This is a genomic window from Microbacterium sp. 69-7, assembly GCF_001897985.1.
Classification (GTDB): domain Bacteria; phylum Actinomycetota; class Actinomycetes; order Actinomycetales; family Microbacteriaceae; genus Microbacterium; species Microbacterium laevaniformans.
In genome coordinates this window covers 25,377-42,959 of sequence record NZ_MKRU01000059.1, presented here as the reverse complement: position 1 = coordinate 42,959, position 17,583 = coordinate 25,377, and the positions used below count along the sequence as shown (strand labels likewise).

Here is a 17,583-nt window from a genome sequence, read left to right as displayed (position 1 = left end):
ATGGCCGCCGTCGATTTCAGAGTGGAGTGCCATGCTCGTGTCCTCAGCGAGACTCGAGGTCCATCCGCGACGACGCGTCGCCCTCCTCGTCTCCCTTGTGTTCGCCGCGATCACGCTGCTGGCGGTGCTCCTGCCGGCGCAACCCGCCGCGGCCGCCTCGCCCTCGTGCTCGGCCGACGCGTCGACCGCATGCGTGCAGGGCACGATCCGCCAGAGCGACGGTTCTCCGGCGGTCGGCGTGGGACTGACGATCTCGGGTCCCGGCGTCGGCGCCAGCCCGACCACGACGACCGACAGCGCCGGGCGGTGGGTGTTCGCCGTGACGAAGGACGGCACCTACACGGTGAAGGTGGATGCCGCGACCCTCGCCCAAGGCCAGTACCTCGACGGCGCCGACTCCCGCGAGGTCAGCGTGACGCTGCACTCCGACGTCTCCGCGATCTTCAAGCTCTCCGACAGCCCCGACGGCGCCGCCGCCAGCGCGAGCGCGTTCGACTGGCCGCGGTTCTGGCAGCAGGCGGTGCAGGGCATCCGTCTCGGTCTGCTCCTGGCCCTCGCCTCGCTCGGGCTGTCGCTCATCTTCGGCACGACGGGCCTCAGCAACTTCGCCCACGGCGAGCTCGTCACCATCGGCGGCGTGCTCGCCTGGTTCCTCACCTCGCTCACCGGCAACCTCTGGCTCGGTGGCGGCCTCGCCGTCGTCGTCATGGCGGCGCTGGGATGGGTGCAGGATGCCGGGCTGTGGAAGCCGCTGCGCCGACGCCGGCTGAGTCTGACCCAGATGATGATCGTGTCGATCGGTCTGTCGATCGCCCTGCAGTACGTCGTGCAGCTGTGGATCGGCGCGGGAACGGTGCGCATCGACAAGTCGAACCCGGCCACGGTGACGATCTTCGGCGTCACCCTGACCATCCAGTCGTACGTCGCGATGGGGATCGCGATCGTCGCCATCGCGGCGGTCGGGCTCGGCCTGATGTACACGCGCTTCGGCCGCGCCACCCGCGCGGTCTCCGACAACCCGGCGCTGGCCTCGGCATCCGGCATCGACGTCGACAAGGTGATCCGTGGCGTGTGGATCCTCGCCTCGGGCCTCGCGGGCTTGGCCGGCGTGCTGCTCGGTCTCGTGCTCAACGGCATCGGCTGGGAGACCGGCGGCCAACTGCTGCTGCTGTTGTTCGCAGCCGTCACCCTCGGCGGGCTCGGCACCGCGTTCGGCGCTTTCGCCGGTGCAATGGTCATCGGCCTCATCGTCGAACTCACGAATATCTGGCTGCCGGGCGATCTGAAGTACGCCACGGCGCTCGCACTGCTCATCGTCATCCTGCTGTTCCGGCCGCAGGGCATCTTCGGCCGCGCCGAGCGAGTCGGCTAAGGAGAGGGCCATGGACTTCTGGATCACGCTGTTGCAGCAGCTCACCGAGACCGCGATCGCGCCGATCACCGCCGCGTACGTCATCGCGGCGATCGGCCTCAACATCCACTTCGGGTACACGGGGCTCATGAACATGGGGCAGGCGGGCTTCATGCTCCTCGGCGCCTACGGGTTCGCGATCACCGTCATCAACGGTGGCGGCTTCTGGCTCGGCGTTCTCGTCGCGATCGTGGCCTGCGTCGTGTTCGCGTTCGTGCTCGGCATCCCGACCCTGCGTCTGCGCGGCGACTACCTCGCAATCGTCACGATCTGTGCGGCCGAGATCGTGCGCATGGTCGGACGCCTGTCCGCCCTCGCCGGCGTGACCGGCGGATCGACGGGCCTCGTCGGACCCGAATACCGCGGAGCGTTCACGAGCCTGTCGATCCTGCCGCCGGGCACCACCCAGATCCTGTGGTTCTCCTACCCCAACACCGACCCGGGGTCGGGCAACGACTGGTGGACGCGCCTGGTCGCCTGGGCCCTCGTCGCCATCGCCCTGCTGTTCACCTGGCTGGCCATGCGCAGCCCGTGGGGTCGCGTGCTCAAGGGCATCCGCGAGGACGAGGACGCCGTGCGCAGCCTCGGCAAGAGCTCGTACTCCTACAAGATGCAGGCGCTCATCATCGGCGGTGTGCTCGGCGGCATCGCCGGCATCCTGGTGGTGCTGCCGGCCTCCGTGCAGCCCGACGGCTTCGGCCGCCCGCTCACGTTCAACCTGTGGACGATCATGCTGCTGGGCGGCGCCGCCACGATCTTCGGCCCGCTGCTGGGATCGATCATCTTCTTCGTCGTGCGCATCGCGATCGTGCAGATCGCCGGCGAGTACATCCCGGCGTCGATCCTCAACACGCAGCAGACGCAGTGGCTGTCGTGGGTGCTGATCGGCATCGCTCTCATGCTGCTGGTGATCTTCCGACCACAGGGCATCCTCGGCAATAAGAAGGAGTTGAGCTTCAATGCCTGACCAGACCGCCGACCGCGCCGTTACGGTCTCGCAGGAGCCCGGCGCGATCACACAGGCCATCCGCTCCACGCTGCTGAACGTCGCGGAGACGCCCGGCTCGGCCAAGCCCGATCCCATCCTCGTGGTCGACAACATCGTCCGACGCTTCGGCGGGATGACGGCCGTCGACGTCGATCACCTCGAGGTGCAGCGCGGCGCGATCACGGCGCTGATCGGCCCGAACGGCGCCGGCAAGACCACGTTCTTCAACCTCATCACCGGCTTCGACAAGCCGTCGTCGGCGAAGAAGCTCTTCGGGGGGCCTTCACCGGCCGAGGCTGCCAAGTGGTCGTTCGACGGGCGCACGCTCGGCAACACCGCGGCATCCAAGGTGGCCCGCGCCGGCATGGTGCGCACGTTCCAGCTGACGAAGGCGCTGTCGCGCATGACGGTGCTGGACAACATGCTGATCGGCGCGAAGGACAACCCCGGCGAGAACCTGGCGGTCGGCCTCATCAAGCCGCTGTGGGGCGGCGCCGAGAAGGCGAACATCGCCAAGGCCGAGGAGCTGCTGCAGCGCTTCAAGCTCGACATGAAGCGCGACGACATGGCCGGAAGCCTCTCGGGCGGGCAGAAGAAGCTCCTCGAGATGGCGCGGGCCCTCATGAGCGATCCGAAGATGATCATGCTCGACGAGCCCATGGCCGGCGTCAACCCTGCGCTGACGCAGAGCCTGCTCGAGCACATCCAGGCGCTGCGCAACGACGGGACGACGGTGTTGTTCGTCGAGCACGACATGCACATGGTGCGCCACATCTCCGACTGGGTCGTCGTCATGGCCCAGGGAGAGGTGGTCGCCGAGGGCGATCCGGAGCGCGTCATGAAGAACCCGGCCGTGATCGACGCCTACCTGGGCGCCTATCACGACACCGATCTCGGCGACGATGCCGCCGTGAACACGGGCCTCATCACTCAGATCGAGGCCGAGGTCGAAGCCGAGGCCGAGCAGGAGGACGACCACAAATGAGCATGCCATCCGCCGCTGCGGCGCCCGAGGCGCAGACGGCGACGCCCGTCGTCAAAGCCGACAGCCTCGTCGCCGGGTATCTGCCGGGCGTCAACATCCTCAACGACTGCACGCTGGAGGCGTTTCCCGGTGAGCTCGTCGGGATCATCGGTCCCAACGGTGCCGGCAAGTCGACGCTGCTGAAGGCGCTCTTCGGGCTCGTGAACGTCCGCTCCGGCGCCGTCACACTGGAGGGCGAGGACATCACCAACCAGAAGGCCAACCAGCTGGTGCAGGCCGGGATCGGCTTCGTCCCGCAGACGAACAACGTCTTTCCGTCCCTCACGATCGAAGAGAACATGCAGATGGGCATGTTCCTGCGGCCCAAGGAGTTCCAGAGCCGCGTCGCCGAGATCTGGGAGCTGTTCCCCGTGCTGGGCGAGCGTCGCAAGCAGCGTGCCGGCTCGCTCTCCGGCGGCGAGCGCCAGTCGGTCGCCATGGCGCGCGCCCTCATGATGAAGCCGAAGGTGCTGCTGCTGGACGAGCCCAGCGCCGGCCTGTCACCCGTTCGGCAGGACGAGACCTTCATCCGTACGCGGGAGATCAACAAGACCGGCGTGACCATCATCATGGTGGAGCAGAACGCCCGCCGCTGCCTGCAGATCTGCGACCGCGCGTACGTCCTCGACCAGGGCCGCAACGCCTACGAGGGCGCGGGGCGCGAGCTCGCGAAGGACCCGAAGGTCATCGAGCTGTACCTCGGCACGCTCGCCGCGGATGTCGAGGCGTCGCACTCGGACTGACCGCTCGAGGGAAAGAAGGGCCTCGCCGCCACGGCGAGGCCCTTCTGCGTGAGTGCGCAGCGCGCGTCGGCCCGACCCCTGGGTCGAGAGCTGATGCGGAGGAGCGCAACGGATGCGGATGCGGGGGCGGCGCGGCATCCGCATCCGTTGTCCCTATCCGCATCCGTTGAGGGTGAGGTTGCGGGCTCAAGCGGCTCGCGAGGGCACGAAAGAAGGGGCGGATGCCGCGGCATCCGCCCCTTCTTTCGTGCGGGTGTCAGTTCACGGAGCCCTGGATGGACTTCTGGAAGACGGGAGTGTTGTTGGTGTCGAACTTATAGATGCCGATGTAGGCGCTCGACGGGTCGTTCTGGGAGTTGAAGGGACCGATGCCCGCCTTGCCCGTGTACGTGATGTCCTTGCCGCTCTTGATGAGCGCGAGGCACGAGGCGTAGTCGGAGCACTTCTCACCGTTGGTGGTGCCCGAGACCGCGGCGAGGTTCGCCTGGATCGTCGGACCGTCGGTGCCCTTGCCCTTCTCGGCAGCCAGTGCGGCGAGCACGATGGCGTCGTAGGACTCGGGAGCGTAGGAGAAGTCCTTCAGGTCGGCGTTCGCGCTCTTCTTGTAGAAGTCCACGAGGCGCTGCTTGAACTCGGGGTCGGGCTGGGCGCCGGGAATGGTGCCCTGGGCGCCGTTGAGCGTGCCCGCCTCGAAGTCCTTGCTGTAATCGGCCGTGTTGCCGTCGACGAGGTAGGTCTTCGACAGGTCGAAGCCCTGAGCCTTGAGCTCGGGGACGATCTGCTTGGTCTCGTCGAAGGCGAGGATCACGATCGCGTCGGGCTTGGCGGCCAGAGCCGCCGACACCTCGGACGAGAACGTCTTCTGACCGGGAGCGAACTCCTGACCCTTGCCCTTGGCGCCGTAGACGACTTCGCCTCCCGCCTTGGTGACGGTCTCTTCGACGACATCGCGCAGGCCGGTGCCGTAGGCGTCGTTGAAGACGATGAAAGCGACCTTCTGGACGCCGTCACCGATGACGAGGTTGCCCAGCGCCGAACCCTGCACCGTGTCCGGCGGAGCGGTGCGGAAGTAGTAGCTGGAGTAACCCGACAGCTCGGTCGCGGTGTTGGCGGGTGAGATCTGCACCTTGCACTTCGAGACGATGGTGTCGACGAAGTTGAGGCTGACGCTCGAGGACTCGGCACCGAGCACGACCTGCGCGTCGGAGGAGGCGATCTGGGCGGCGGAGGCGGTGGAGACCGACAGGTCGGACGAGGCGCCGGAGTCGGTGATCGGGGCGACCTTGATGGGCTGACCGAGCACGCCGCCGGCGGCGTCGATGTCTTCGACGGCCAGGCCGTAGCCGGCCTCGGCGGGCGGGTTGAGGTAGGCCAGCGAGCCGGTCTGCGGCAGGATCGTCGCGAGCGTGAACGGTCCGGTCGAGGGCGTGCCGGGCTTGCAGGCGGCGGCAGGGTCCGCCGACCCCGTCGAGGTTGCCGTGGGAGCCGTCGTGGCGGCGCCCCCACCCGAGCTCGAACACCCTGCGAGGGCGAGCGACGCAGCGCCCGCGAGCGCAAACGCGGCGATGAGCGCCTTGTTGCGATGAACCATGGGTTCTTCCCTTTCTTCGATGACATCGCGCGGCGCACGGGCTCCGCGGTCTGGCTTGAACGCTAAACCTGCTGTGTCACCAGGATGTTTCGCGCACGCATCGAAGAAAAGCACCGCGACGCAATCGTTATGAACCTCGCCGTGCGCGCGGGAGCACCGCCGGGAGGGTCTCAGACCAGATCGGCGACGTCGGAGATGCTCCGGGACCGCCGCGACGACACCACGGAATCGACGCTCAGCACGACCAGCGCGACCCACACGAGCGCGAACCCGATCCAGCGTTCGAGCGGCATCGGCTCGTGCAGGATCCACGCCCCGGTGATGAACTGCAGGATCGGGGCGACGAACTGCAGCAGGCCGATCACGGTGAGCGGCGCCCGGCGCGCCCCCGCGGCGAACAGCAGCAGCGGAACAGCGGTGACGACGCCCGCGAGGGTGACCAGCACGGTGTGCCCGACGCCCTGGGTGCCGAAGACGAGGCCGGTGGTGGCGGCGACCACGACGAGCTGGATCAGGGCGATGGGGGTCAGCCACAGCGATTCGAGAGTGAGTCCGCTGATGGCATCGACCCGAGGACCGATCTGCTTCTTCACGAGACCGTAGGTGCCGAAGCTCGCCGCCAGGGTCAGTGCGATCCAGGGGAAGGATCCGTAGGCCACGATGATGACGACCACGGCCAGGCCCGCGAAGCCGATCGCGATCCACTGTGCCAGCCGGAGGCGCTCCTTCAGCACGATCACACCCAGCAGCACGGTCACGATCGGGTTGATGAAGTAGCCGAGGCTGCCCTCGATGACGTGACCGGTCAGGATGCCGATGAGGAACACCTGCCAGTTCACGTAGATCAGCAGGCCCGCGACGATCGTCCAGAACACGAGCCGCCGATCGCGCAGGATCGCGAAGAGCTTGCCCCACGTGCGGGTGACGGTGAGCAGGACCGCGCAGAACGCGAGGGAGAAGAGAATGCGCCAGACGACGATCTCCCACGGCCCGATGGGCGCCAGCAGCAGGAAGTAGAGGGGCATGAAGCCCCAGAGGAAGTACGCCGCGAAGGCGTAGATCCCCCCGCGCCGCTCTTCACGTGCGGTCTCGGCGGGTGTCATGAGAGAAAGCCTACGACGGTCGTGACATGTTCGGACCGGCGGATGCCGCGGCATCCTGCCATTGCTGGTCGCTGTTCCGCCAATCCGGTTAACGACGATGGCCCCCGGGATATCCCGGGGGCCATCGTCGAATGCGATCGTCAGCGGACGACGACCGCCAGAACGTCACGGGCCGACAGGACGAGGAACTCGTCGCCGCCGAACTTCACCTCGGTGCCGCCGTACTTGCTGTAGATGACGCGGTCGCCGACGGCGACGTCGAGCGGCACGCGGTTGCCGTTGTCGTCGATGCGGCCGGGGCCCACGGCCACGACCTCGCCCTCCTGGGGCTTCTCCTTGGCGGTGTCAGGGATGACGAGGCCACTGGACGTGACCTGCTCAGCCTCGACCTGCTTGATGACGATGCGGTCCTCGAGCGGCTTGATGGAAACCGACACGGTCTACCTCTTTCTTGCTGGGCGTGATGCTTCAAGACTCGTTAGCACCCACAGGGGTGGAGTGCTAACAGAAGTCTAGAGCGCGGCTGGCACTCGTGCAACGCGAGTGCCAGTTCTACCTCGGGCAGGGCGATGCGACGGTCACGAGCCTGCAGCAGACGACGGCGTCGCGCTGGACGAAGGTGAGCGGGTGCTGACCCGCCCCGCATAGGCTGGCCGGATGGAACGCGCCGAGCTCACCGCCCTGCTCACCTCCGAGGGGCTGCGGCTGGTCGATGAGCTCGGCGCGATCGACTCCTCCGATGAGGTGGCGCGCACCGTGTCGCGGTTGCGGGCGCAGGGCCTGTCACCCGAACTCGTTTCCGCCGCCGTCGGACAGGCGCGGCTGCGGACGCGCGCGCGGGCGAAGTTCGGCGCGTTCGCCGACCGGATGCTGTTCACGCGCGCGGGCCTCGAACAGGCCACGCGCCTGTCGGTGGGCGCGCGCCACGCGGGCCGGTTCCGCGACGCCGGCGTGCACCGCGTCGCCGACCTCGGCTGCGGCATCGGCGGCGATGCGCTCGCCTTCGCCGGGATCGGCGTCGACGTGCTGGCCGTCGACGCCGACGAGACCACCGCCGCGCTCGCCGCGTACAACCTCGCCGCGTTCGGCGACACCGCGACGGTGCGCCATGCCCGCGCCGAGGACGTCGCACTCGACGGCGTCGACGCGGTGTGGCTCGATCCGGCCCGACGTACGGCCGGCCACACCGAGACCGCGCGGGTCGCCGCCGGCGACTGGTCGCCGTCGCTGGAATGGGTCTTCGCTCTCGCGGAGCGGATGCCCGCGGGCATCAAGCTCGGACCGGCGTTCGACCGGGCGCGGATCCCGGAGGCTGCGGAGGCGCAGTGGATCAGCGTCGACGGGTCGACCATCGAGCTCGTCGTCTGGACCGGAAAGCTCGCCCGCGCCGGTGTCCGCCGCTCGGCGCTCGTCGTCCGCTCCGACCGCGCGGCCGAACTGACGGCGCCCTCCGACGCCGAGGATGCCGAGGTCCGACCCTTGGGCGCTTTCGTCCACGAGCCGGAGGGCGCCGTCATCCGCGCACGCCTGATCGGCGAGGTGGCCCGCCGCCTCGACGCCGGAATGCTCGCCCCCGGCATCGCCTATCTGACCTCCGATACCGAGATCACGAGCCCCTTCGTGCAGTCCTTCCGCGTCCTCGAGGAGCTGCCCACCGATCTGAAGGCGCTCCGGCAGGCGCTCCGGGAGCGGGAGATCGGCACGCTGGAGATCAAGAAGCGCGGCGTCGATGTCGACCCCGCGACATTCCGCACCCAACTGAAGCTGAAGGGTCCGCGCACCGCGACGCTCATCCTCACGCGCGCGGGAACCTCGCGCATCGCCCTGCTCGCCGAGCGCGTCACCGGCTGACGCGCATCGCGTCGGCGCGGCGCGCCCGCTCAGCCGAACAGCGGCCCCTGGGTCGACGCCCACCACAGCCAGCCTGCGCTGTAGGCGAGCGACAGCAGGCTCAGGCACAGCGCCCAGACCGCGACAGCGCGGCTCTCCCATGGGCGGCGCAGTGCGACGACGGCGAAGACCGCTCCCACGATGCCGATGAGAAAGCCCCAGCCGACCACGAGCGACACGATCAGCCCGACGACGGCGAACGTGAGGGCCCACGGGGCGCTGCGGGGCAGCACCGGCGGCGCCGGCGCCCAGCGCACGTCGGGCTCGGGCGTCCACGACGCAGAGGCCGCGGCATCCACATTCACCGGTGCCGCCACCGGCACCGGCTCGGTGAACTCGCGCTGGAAGCCGCCGCGGTGCGCCCCGGGGAGCGCCGCACTGTCGGCGGGGGCGACGTCGGTCGACGGTGCGTCCAGCCGCGTGTCGACGCGCGGGACGGGCACGTCGGGCGCGGGGCCGGGGCGGTCGTCACTCATCCCACGGCCTCCCCGGCGACCTGGATCTGCGTCACCGGCAACGTCGAATCCGCGCCGAACGCGAGGCGCGAGGGCGGGCGTCCGCTCGCGATGAGCTCGGACGCGAGCGCGGCGATCATGGCTCCGTTGTCGGTGCACAGGCTCAGCGGCGGAATGCGTACGGCGACCCCCGCCTCGGCCGCGCGCGCGAGCGCGACCTCGCGCAGGCGCCGGTTGGCGATGACGCCGCCGCCGAGCAGCAGTCGCGGCACGCCGTGGTGCGCGCAGGCGTCGAGTGCCTTCGTGACGAGCACATCGACGACCGCTTCGCGGAAGGATGCCGCGACATCGGCCACGGCGACCTGCTGCCCCGACGCGTCGGCCTGCTCGACCCAGCGAGCGACGGCTGTCTTCAGGCCGGAGAAGGAGAAATCGTAGCGGTGCGCCGCCATGTCGGACGCGCGGGACAGCCCGCGCGGGAAGCGGATGGCCGACGGGTCGCCGCCCGCGGCGGCGCGGTCGATCTCCGGTCCGCCGGGGTAGGGCAGCCCGAGGATGCGCGCGATCTTGTCGAAGGCCTCTCCGGCGGCGTCATCGAGGGTCTCGCCGAGAAGCTCCACGTCGCTCACGAGGTCACGCACGAGAAGCAGCGAAGTGTGTCCGCCGCTGACCAGCAGCGCGACCGTCGGGTAGTCGACGTCCTCGCCGGTGAGCAGGTCGGCGGCGATGTGTCCGACGAGATGGTTGACGGCGTACAGCGGCTTGTCGAGACCGACCGCAAGGGCCTTGGCGGCGCCGATGCCGACCATGAGCGCACCGGCGAGCCCCGGCCCGCTCGTGACGGCGACGGCATCCACGTCGGTGAGGGCGATGCCGGCCTCGGCCACGGCGGCGGCGATCGCCGGCTGCAGCGCCTCCAGGTGCGCGCGGGCGGCGACCTCGGGCACGACGCCGCCGAAGCGGGCGTGCTCGTCCATCGAGCTCGAGATGGTGTTGCTGAGGAGGGTGCGGCCTCGGACGATGCCGATGCCGGTCTCGTCGCAGCTGGTCTCGATGCCGAGCACGAGCGGTTCGCTGGCGGTCATGAGCACACTCCCCCGGTCTGCGTCTGCGCGCCGTGGCCCGCGACCCAGGCGACGAGATCGAGCTTCATGACGACGGCATCCACGTCATCGGGCTGGTAGTAGCGGGGGCGACGCGCGATCTCGAGGAATCCCTCCGAGACGTACAGCGCGGACGCGGTCGGATTGTCGGCACGCACCTCGAGGAACACTTCGCGCGCCCCGCGCTGCCGCGCCGCCTCGAGGAGTGCCCGCAGCAGCGTACGCCCGCGTCCCCGGCCCCGGGCGGAGGCGGCGACCGTGATCGTCTGGATGTCGGCGTCTGCGGCGCGGGCGACGGCGCGGACCCCGCCGTATCCGAGCAGGCGACCCGCCTCGACGTCGACGAGGTAGTGCGCGTGCGGCGAGAGAAGCTCCTCGCGCATCATGGGCTCGCTCCACGCGTCGGTCGGAAACGACGTGCGTTCGAGGTCCATGATGTCGGCGAGGTCGTCGACGGTGGCGGCGCGCAGCGTCATGCGCGCCCCTCGACGCCCGGGCGGATGACGCTCTTCGGCAGCGTCACGTCGGGAGCACGCAGGTACAACGGCTCCGGACCGGCGAGTTCGCGTCCCGCGGCGACGGCGCGGGCCGCGACGACGGCGAGCATGGCCGCGCTGATCGTCGTCGCCTCGACGCGGTCCGCCTCGTGTGCGGACAGCACCGCGTCGATCTCGGCGCGTAGGGCCAGGGCCGGTCCCGTCGCGCGGATCGGAAGACCGTCGGCATCCAAGCCCTCGTACACCGAATACGCGACCTCACGCCGGCGGGCGTCGGTGACGACGGCGAACCGGCGCGCCTCGGCGTAGGGATCGGCGATCGCATCGTCCAGGAGGATCGCGAGCGCCGCCGCGTCGTGACTGGGCACGGCGACGACGGGAAGGTTCCGGGCGAGAGCGAAGGCGCGCGCGGCCGCGATACCCACCCGCAGCCCCGTGAAGGGGCCCGGGCCCATCCCGGCCGCGACGTGTGTGAGGCTGACCGGCTCTGCCACCCCGGTCTGTCCGACCGGGCCCCGGGCCGCGTCGGCGAGCGCGTCGCGCAGGAGGTCGCCGATCACTTCGGCGTGACCGAGCGGGTTGTCGCTGGTGCGGTCGGCGCGAACCGCGCCGTCGGGATCGACGATGCCGACGGCGGTGCCGAGCGAGGTGTCGATGCCGAGGATCACGTTTCCAGGGTAATCGCGCTCAGCGCCCGCCGGAGCGCTCACCCGTGCCGGGTGATGCGCACGCGCCGCGGTGCGGCGTCCTCCATCGCGGCCATGTGGGGGCCGGCGGTGCCGCAGGCGTTGTCGACGCCGGTGCCGCTCCAGCCCCGGTCGATCTCGACCTCCCACCAGCGGTCGGCGACGGCATCCGCGAACGGCGCCGCCCACTCGGCGACGACGACCGCATGGGCGAAATCGATGTCGAGATCGTCGAGCTCTCCGTCGGTGCCGAGCCGGTAGGCGTCGACGTGCACGAGGGCGGGACCATCGGCGAGCGAGGGGTGGGTGCGGGCGATGACGAAGGTCGGGCTCTGCACGCGGCCGCGCACCCCCAGCTCGGCGGCGATACCGCGCGTCAACGTCGTCTTACCCGCGCCGAGGGGCCCCGTCAGCACGACCAGATCACCGGCGCCCAGCGCGCGGCCGAAAGCCCGCCCCAGTTCTTCCATCTCTGCGGGCGAGGCGATCTCGCGCTGCCCGACGAACTCATCCAATCCGCTCATGCGATCACCGTTTCGTCTTCTCTCCGCCCGCTGCAACGCCGCGGACAGGTCGCGGATTCCCGCGGGACGCGGGCGCAGCGCGCATCGGTGAGCTCACGCCGCGCCCTCGCGCCGCGGCACGCGCGCACCGATGCGGGTGACGATCTCGTAGTTGATGGTGCCCGCGGCATCCGCCCACACCTCCACCGGCGGCGCCCCCAGCGTCGGGTCGCCGAACAGGACGGCTTCGTCGCCCACCGCGACGGGGTGATCACCGACGTCGACGACGAACTGGTCCATCGCGATGCGACCGGCGACCGGGAAGACCTCCCCGCCGATACGGACGGCGGCGCCCCCGGATGCCGCGCGCGGCACACCGTCGGCGTAGCCCGCGGGGATCAGGGCGAGTGTGGTCGCCCGCGTCGTGCGGTAGCCGTAGCCGTAGGAGACGCCCTGGCCGGCGGGCACGCGCCGGACAGCGGCGACGGCGGCGCGAAGCGTCATCGCGGGTCGCAGGCCCAGATCGGCGGAGGTGCGGTCGGCGAACGGCGACAGCCCGTAGATCGCAATGCCGAGCCGGACGCACCCGAAGCGCGATTCGGGCAGGGCGATGGCCGCGTGCGAAGCGGCGATGTGCCGCAGCTGCGGGGCGAGGCCATGGGATGCCGCGAGGGCGAGCCCGTCGCTGAAACGCTCGATCGCCGCGCGGTCATCGGCGGCGGACGTGTTCGACAGATGGCTGAAGATGCCCACGACCCGCAGGCGCCCGATGCGCTCCAGACGGGCGGCCTCGGCGAAGGCGACCGCGTAGTCGGCGGGGGCGAGCCCGTTGCGGCCGAGGCCCGTCTCGATCTTCAGGTGCACGCCCACGGGGCGATCGGCCGACGCCGCCGCGGCGGCGGCCTGCAGCTGATCGATGCGGGAGACACCGAGCTCGATGCCACGGGAGGCGGCCTCGGCGAAGCGGGCGGCGGGCGCGTGGAGCCAGGCGACGATGGGGGCGTCGATGCCCGCGCGGCGCAGGGCCAGCGCCTCGTCGATGTCGGAGACGCCGATGCGGCGGACGCCCCCCTCGAGCGCCGCGCGGGCCGAACGCACGGCGCCGTGCCCGTAGCCGTCGGCCTTGACGACGGCGATGACCTCGGATGCCGTCAGCTGTCGCAGGTGCCGCACGTTCGCCGTGATCGCCGCGGTGTCGATGACGGCTTCGCGCAGCACGCCCTCGGGAAGTCTGCTCATGCGCTCTCCTGCGATTCGGCAATGACGTACGCGGTCGCCAAACCCGCGTCGTGACTGAGGGACAGATGCAGGGCGCCGATGCCGCGCGCGGCGACCGTGGCCGCCGTCTCGCCGCTCAGCGCGAAGACGGGCCGGCCCGACGGCTCGCTCGCCACCTCGATGTCTGTCCAGTGCACACCGTCCGAGCCGCCGAGCGCCTTGATCAGCGCCTCCTTGGCGGCGTAGCGGGCGGCCAAGGAGTGCGGCCTCAGGCCGCGCTCCCCCGGCGCGAAGAGACGCTCGATCAGCCGGGGCGTGCGCTGCAGCGAACGCTCGAAGCGCGGGATGTCGACGAGATCGACGCCGATTCCGATGATCACGGCATCCACCCCCTCCGCACGCCCGCCCCCGCCAGCCTACTGCGGCGGCGATTACTCGACGGTGACGGACTTCGCGAGGTTGCGCGGCTGGTCGACGTCCAGGCCCTTCGCGGTCGCGAGGCCCATGGCGAAGATGTGCAAGGGCACGACCGCGAGCAGCGGCTCGAACAGCGGGCCGGCCAGCGGGATGCGCAGCACCTCGTCGGCGAATGGCAGCACGGCGGCATCGCCCTCTTCGGCGACGGCGATGACGCGCGCGCCGCGGGCGCGGATCTCCTGGATGTTGGAGACGACCTTCTTGTGCAGCTCGGCCGACTCGCGGGGAGAAGGCACGATGACGAACACCGGCTGACCGGGTTCGATCAGCGCGATAGGGCCGTGCTTGAGCTCACCGGCGGCGAAGCCCTCCGCATGGATGTAGCTGATCTCCTTGAGTTTGAGCGCACCCTCCAGGGCGATCGGGTAGCCGACGTGACGGCCCAGGAACAGCACCGACTGGGTGTCGGCCATCCAGTGCGAGAACTGCTCGATGTGCGTCTGCTCCTCCTCGAGCACGCGCTGGATCTTGGCGGGGACCGCCTCGAGCTCGCGCACGTGCGTCGCCTGCTCGCCCACGGAGATCGTGCCGCGCAGGCGCGCGACGTGGAGGGCCAGCAGGTACAGCGCGGTGATCTGGGCGACGAAGGCCTTCGTGGAGGCCACGGCCACCTCGGGCCCTGCGTGCGTGTAGATCACGGCATCCGACTCGCGGGGAATGGTCGCGCCCTGCGTGTTGCAGATCGACAGCGTCTTGGCGCCCTGCTCGCGGGCGTACTTGACGGCCATCAGCGTGTCCATGGTCTCGCCCGACTGGCTGATCGAGACGACCAGCGTGTCCTCGCCGATGACCGGGTCGCGGTAGCGGAACTCGTGCGCGAGCTCCACGTCGACGGGGATGCGGGTCCACTGCTCGAGCGCGTACTTGCCGGTCTGACCGGCGTAGGCGGCGGTGCCGCACGCGATCACGACGATGCGACGGATGCCGGTGAACAGCTCATCCATGCCGTCGAGCTCGGGAATGGTCACCGTGCCGTCGTGCAGGCGCCCGCGAACCGTGTTCGCGACGGCCTCGGGCTCCTCGGAGACCTCCTTGGCCATGAACGAAGACCAGCCGCCCTTCTCAGCCGCCGAGGCGTCCCACACGACCTCGAACGGCTCGACCTCGACCGGCGCGCCGGAGAAGTCGGTCACCTCGACGCCGGCGGGCGTGATCGCGACAATCTCGTCCTGTCCGATCGCGAGCGCGTTGCGCGTGTGCTCGACGAAGGCGGCGACGTCGGATCCGAGGAAGTTCTCGCCCTCGCCGAGACCGATCACGAGGGGCGAGTTGCGGCGGGCGCCGACGACCAGTCCAGGCTGGTCGCGGTGCATCGCGAGGAGCGTGAAAGCGCCGTCCAGGCGCGAGACGACGGTGCGGAACGCGCCGACGAGGTCGCCGGAGGCCTGATACTCGCGGCCGAGGAGCACCGCGGCGACCTCGGTGTCGGTCTCGGAGCGGAACGTGTAGCCCTCGCTGAGCAGCTCGGCCTTCAGCTCGGAGAAGTTCTCGATGATGCCGTTGTGGATGACGGCGAGCTTGTCGTCGTCGGCAAGGTGCGGGTGCGCGTTCGCGTCGGTCGGACCGCCGTGCGTGGCCCAGCGCGTGTGACCGATGCCGGTGGTGCCGTCGGGCATCGGGTGGGCGGTGAGGTCGTCGCGCAGCACCTGCAGCTTGCCGGCGCGCTTGCGCATGTCCAGCTCCCCCGCACCGTCGATGACGGCGATGCCGGCGGAGTCGTAGCCGCGGTATTCCAGGCGGGCGAGCCCGGCGAGAAGGATGGCCTGGCTGTCGCGAGGGCCCACGTATCCGACGATTCCACACATGGGCTCCATGCTAGGTGCGCCCATTTGCGCGGAGCCCTCACAAACGCCGTGAATTCGGCGGATGTCGCCGTCAGAGCTTGCGCAGGCGCACCGACTCCACCGCGTGCGCCGCCGCCTTCTTCAGCACGAGGGTGGCGCGGTGGCGCGTGGGCGCGACGTTCTCGCGGAGGTTGGGCAGGTTGATCTCGTTCCAGTAGCCGAGGGCCGTCGTGACGGCCTCCTCGTCGGAGAGGTCGGCGAACACGTTGAAGAACGAGCTCGGGTTGCTGAACGCACCGCGGCGCAGGGCCAGGAACCGGTCGACGTACCACTGGGCGATGTCGGCTTCGTCGGCATCCACATAGATCGAGAAGTCGAAGAGGTCGCTGACGGCGACGTCGTGGGGCGTCGGCGGCGGCGAGAGCACGTTGAGCCCCTCCACGATGACGACGTCGGGGCGGCGGACGGTGACGTGCGCATCGGGGACGATGTCATAGCGCACGTGGGAGTAGAACGGGGCACGCACCTCCGCGGCGCCGGATTTGACCTCGGTGAGGAAGCTGACCAGGGCGCGACGGTCGTACGACTCCGGAAAGCCCTTGCGGTCCATCAGGCCGCGGCGCTCGAGCTCGGCGTTCGTGTAGAGGAAGCCGTCGGTGGTGACGAGCTCCACACGCGGCGTTCCCGGCCACCGGCTCATCAGTTCCCGCAGCAACCGCGCAATGGTGGACTTCCCGACCGCGACCGAACCGGCGACGGCGACCACGAACGGTGTCGTCGAGTCGGGTTCGCCGAGGAAGGCGGCCGTCTCGGCGCCGAGCCGCTTGGTGTTCTCGGCGTAGGTGCTCAACAGCCGGCTCAGCGGCAGATACACCTCGCGCACCTCGGCGAGGTCGAGCAGGTCGCCGATGCCGCGCAGCTGCACGACCTCGGTCTCGGTGAGCGGGGCGGGAATGCCGGCAGCCAAGCGTGCCCAGTCTGCGCGCCCGATCTCGCGGTACAGCGAGTCGATAGCCGTCTCGTCTTCGGTGGACATCGGGCCCACTCTATCTGTGGATACTCTGAACCCATGCGTCTCGGAGTCCTCGATATCGGCTCGAACACCGTCCACCTGCTCGTCGCCGATGTCCATCCCGGCGGACGTCCCCAGGCCACGACGAGCCAGCGCACGGTGCTGCGCCTCATGCGCTATCTCGGACCCGACGGCGCGATCAGCGAGGCGGGCGTTCAGGCGCTCGTGGATGCCGTCGCCCAGGCCCGTGCCGTCGCCCAGGCGGAGAACGTCGTGGAGCTGCTGGCGACCGCGACCAGCGCGGTGCGCGAGGCCGCGAACGGCGCCGAGGTGATCGCGCGCATCGAGGCCGCGCTCGGCCAGGAGCTGCAGGTGCTCGGCGGCGAGTCGGAGGCGCGGTTCACGTTCCTCGCGGTGCGCCGCTGGTTCGGGTGGTCGGCGGGGCAGATCCTGCTGTTCGACATCGGCGGGGGATCGCTGGAGATCGCCGCCGGCGCGGACGAGCTCCCCGACGTCGCCGCGTCGGTGCCGCTCGGCGCGGGACGGACCACCGTGGAGTTCCTCCCCCACGACCCGCCCGGCGAGGAGGCCGTGGAGGTGCTGCGCGAGCACGCGCGCGGCGTGCTCGCGCCCGTGGCCGCAGGCATGGCCGGTCAGCCCCGGCCGAACCACGTCGTGGGCTCGTCGAAGGCGATCCGGTCGCTGGCGAAGCTCGCGGGCTACCCCGCGCCCGGGTGGAGCGGGAGTGAGCGCATGCTGCTGCCGCGCGGTGCGCTCGGTTCATGGATTCCGCGGTTGGCGCGCATCCCGGCATCCGCCCGCCAGGAGTTGCCGGGCATCACGGCCGACCGCACCTTCCAGATCGTCGCCGCCGCCGTCGTGCTGCACACGGCGATGACGGCACTCGAGGTCGACGAGCTCGAGGTGAGCCCCTGGGCGCTGCGCGAAGGCGTGCTGTTGCGATACATCGAATCGCTGAGCTGGCAGGAACCGGCCTGAGCGAGGTCGTCACCCGCGTGGGCGGGGGCAGCCCCTCCGTCGTAGGGGGATGCGGGGGGACGCTGACGGAGGGGCCGCGCACCCCAGTCGTCACACCCG

18 protein-coding genes are annotated in these 17,583 nt (G+C 70.2%); 6 read left to right on the top strand and 12 right to left on the bottom strand.

Annotated features, from left to right (window positions below; translation table 11 throughout):
- Positions 1–31: 31 nt before the first annotated feature.
- From BGN98_RS05805 to BGN98_RS05790, 4 genes are read left to right on the top strand one after another with little or no spacing between them, the layout of a single operon-like run.
- Positions 32–1,372 (top strand): branched-chain amino acid ABC transporter permease, encoded by a 1,341-nt coding sequence (locus BGN98_RS05805; protein WP_288120175.1) that lies wholly within the window; start codon positions 32–34, stop codon positions 1,370–1,372.
- Between the two features lie 10 nt (positions 1,373–1,382).
- A complete protein-coding gene (locus BGN98_RS05800; RefSeq protein ID WP_036284236.1) occupies positions 1,383–2,378 on the top strand; it encodes a branched-chain amino acid ABC transporter permease in 996 nt (331 codons plus the stop codon).
- A complete protein-coding gene (locus BGN98_RS05795) occupies positions 2,371–3,384 on the top strand; it encodes an ABC transporter ATP-binding protein (protein ID WP_288120172.1) in 1,014 nt (337 codons plus the stop codon). Before BGN98_RS05800 ends, BGN98_RS05795 begins: the two co-directional genes overlap by 8 nt.
- A complete protein-coding gene (locus BGN98_RS05790; RefSeq protein ID WP_016463528.1) occupies positions 3,381–4,166 on the top strand; it encodes an ABC transporter ATP-binding protein in 786 nt (261 codons plus the stop codon). The genes BGN98_RS05795 and BGN98_RS05790 overlap by 4 nt, the downstream gene beginning before the upstream one ends.
- 256 nt (positions 4,167–4,422) lie before the next feature.
- Here the strand turns inward: BGN98_RS05790 and BGN98_RS05785 are convergent, their stop codons facing one another.
- The 3 genes from BGN98_RS05785 to groES form a co-directional block, all read right to left on the bottom strand.
- Positions 4,423–5,757, bottom strand: a complete 1,335-nt coding sequence (locus BGN98_RS05785; protein ID WP_288120169.1) for an ABC transporter substrate-binding protein — start codon at positions 5,755–5,757, stop codon at positions 4,423–4,425.
- A 170-nt stretch (positions 5,758–5,927) separates the two neighbouring features.
- Positions 5,928–6,860 carry an EamA family transporter RarD gene (rarD, locus tag BGN98_RS05780; RefSeq protein ID WP_288120167.1) on the bottom strand — a complete coding sequence of 311 codons (933 nt, stop codon included), beginning with the start codon at positions 6,858–6,860 and terminating at the stop codon, positions 5,928–5,930.
- Positions 6,861–7,000: 140 nt separating this feature from the next.
- Positions 7,001–7,297 (bottom strand): co-chaperone GroES, encoded by a 297-nt coding sequence (gene groES / locus BGN98_RS05775; protein ID WP_005050391.1) that lies wholly within the window; start codon positions 7,295–7,297, stop codon positions 7,001–7,003.
- A 220-nt stretch (positions 7,298–7,517) separates the two neighbouring features.
- Here groES and BGN98_RS05770 point away from each other — a divergent pair, with 220 nt between their 5' ends.
- Positions 7,518–8,711: a class I SAM-dependent methyltransferase gene (locus tag BGN98_RS05770; protein ID WP_288120162.1), complete on the top strand. Its 1,194-nt coding sequence runs from the start codon at positions 7,518–7,520 to the stop codon at positions 8,709–8,711.
- A gap of 29 nt (positions 8,712–8,740) precedes the next feature.
- On the opposite strand, the gene BGN98_RS05765 is transcribed toward BGN98_RS05770, so the two are convergent.
- The 9 genes from BGN98_RS05765 to coaA form a co-directional block, all read right to left on the bottom strand.
- Positions 8,741–9,226 (bottom strand): hypothetical protein, encoded by a 486-nt coding sequence (locus tag BGN98_RS05765; RefSeq protein ID WP_288120161.1) that lies wholly within the window; start codon positions 9,224–9,226, stop codon positions 8,741–8,743.
- A complete protein-coding gene (gene tsaD / locus BGN98_RS05760) occupies positions 9,223–10,290 on the bottom strand; it encodes a tRNA (adenosine(37)-N6)-threonylcarbamoyltransferase complex transferase subunit TsaD (RefSeq protein ID WP_288120160.1) in 1,068 nt (355 codons plus the stop codon). The genes BGN98_RS05765 and tsaD overlap by 4 nt, the downstream gene beginning before the upstream one ends.
- Positions 10,287–10,784, bottom strand: coding sequence for a ribosomal protein S18-alanine N-acetyltransferase (gene rimI, locus BGN98_RS05755; RefSeq protein WP_288120159.1), 498 nt, complete (start codon positions 10,782–10,784; stop codon positions 10,287–10,289). The genes tsaD and rimI overlap by 4 nt, the downstream gene beginning before the upstream one ends.
- On the bottom strand, positions 10,781–11,473 hold the full coding sequence (tsaB, locus tag BGN98_RS05750; RefSeq protein WP_288120158.1) for a tRNA (adenosine(37)-N6)-threonylcarbamoyltransferase complex dimerization subunit type 1 TsaB: 693 nt from the start codon (positions 11,471–11,473) through the stop codon (positions 10,781–10,783). Before tsaB ends, rimI begins: the two co-directional genes overlap by 4 nt.
- Positions 11,474–11,511: 38 nt before the next feature.
- Complete coding sequence (gene tsaE, locus BGN98_RS05745; RefSeq protein WP_005050398.1) at positions 11,512–12,015, bottom strand: tRNA (adenosine(37)-N6)-threonylcarbamoyltransferase complex ATPase subunit type 1 TsaE; 504 nt, start codon at positions 12,013–12,015, stop codon at positions 11,512–11,514.
- Positions 12,016–12,108: 93 nt separating this feature from the next.
- Positions 12,109–13,233, bottom strand: a complete 1,125-nt coding sequence (gene alr / locus BGN98_RS05740) for an alanine racemase (protein WP_288120157.1) — start codon at positions 13,231–13,233, stop codon at positions 12,109–12,111.
- On the bottom strand, positions 13,230–13,592 hold the full coding sequence (locus BGN98_RS05735) for a holo-ACP synthase (RefSeq protein WP_005050400.1): 363 nt from the start codon (positions 13,590–13,592) through the stop codon (positions 13,230–13,232). The genes alr and BGN98_RS05735 overlap by 4 nt, the downstream gene beginning before the upstream one ends.
- A gap of 51 nt (positions 13,593–13,643) precedes the next feature.
- The gene (gene glmS, locus BGN98_RS05730) at positions 13,644–15,494 is read right to left on the bottom strand and encodes a glutamine--fructose-6-phosphate transaminase (isomerizing) (protein WP_288120155.1); all 1,851 of its coding nucleotides are present in this window, start codon (positions 15,492–15,494) and stop codon (positions 13,644–13,646) included.
- 70 nt (positions 15,495–15,564) lie between these two features.
- A complete protein-coding gene (gene coaA, locus BGN98_RS05725; RefSeq protein ID WP_288120153.1) occupies positions 15,565–16,509 on the bottom strand; it encodes a type I pantothenate kinase in 945 nt (314 codons plus the stop codon).
- A 33-nt stretch (positions 16,510–16,542) separates the two neighbouring features.
- Between coaA and BGN98_RS05720 the strand changes: the two genes are divergently transcribed.
- On the top strand, positions 16,543–17,484 hold the full coding sequence (locus BGN98_RS05720; protein ID WP_288120152.1) for a Ppx/GppA phosphatase family protein: 942 nt from the start codon (positions 16,543–16,545) through the stop codon (positions 17,482–17,484).
- Positions 17,485–17,583 lie beyond the last annotated feature (99 nt).